Annotated in this window: 1 protein-coding gene; it reads left to right on the top strand. The window is 47.3% G+C overall.

Translation table 11 applies throughout. The features are described 5' to 3' along the window. Window positions 1-327: 327 nt before the first annotated feature. A complete protein-coding gene (locus ACTQZS_RS15470; protein WP_441476606.1) occupies window positions 328-516 on the top strand; it encodes a hypothetical protein in 189 nt (62 codons plus the stop codon). Window positions 517-564 lie beyond the last annotated feature (48 nt).

The raw sequence follows: 564 nt of genomic DNA, 5'->3' as shown, positions 1-564 counted from the left end.
CTCTGACTCTCACTGTTCGACAAAGAAGCAGACCGGCTGATGCTTTCAGACTGAGATATGGACGTGCTTTCCTTTGTCGAAGCACTTGCACTATCGGAAGCACTTGCACTAACATAAGCACTTACACTATCGGAAACACTTGCACTACCAGAAGCGCTTACACTACCGGAAGCACTTGCACTACCAGAAGCACTGACACTATCGGAAGTACTTGCACTGGTCGAAGCACTCAAACTGTCTGACATACTCAGCAAGTTTGAAGTTCTCTGACTCTCACTGCTCGACAAAGAAGCAGATCGGCTGATGCTTTCAGATTGAGATACGGACGTGCTTTCCTTTGTCGAAGCACTTACACTACCGGAAGCACTTGCACTACCAGAAGCACTTACACTACCGGAAGCACTTACACTACCGGAAGCACTTACACTACCGGAAGCACTTACACTATCGGAAGTACTTGCACTGGTCGAAGCACTCAAACTGTCTGACATACTCAACGAGTTTGATATTCTCTGACTCTCACTGTTCGACAAAGAAGCAGACCGGCTGATGCTTTCAGACTGA

It is taken from the genome of Bilifractor sp. LCP19S3_H10 (genome assembly GCF_052119185.1).
In the GTDB taxonomy this organism is placed as follows: domain Bacteria; phylum Bacillota; class Clostridia; order Lachnospirales; family Lachnospiraceae; genus Bilifractor.
This window is presented reverse-complemented; position numbering and strand designations above follow the sequence as displayed.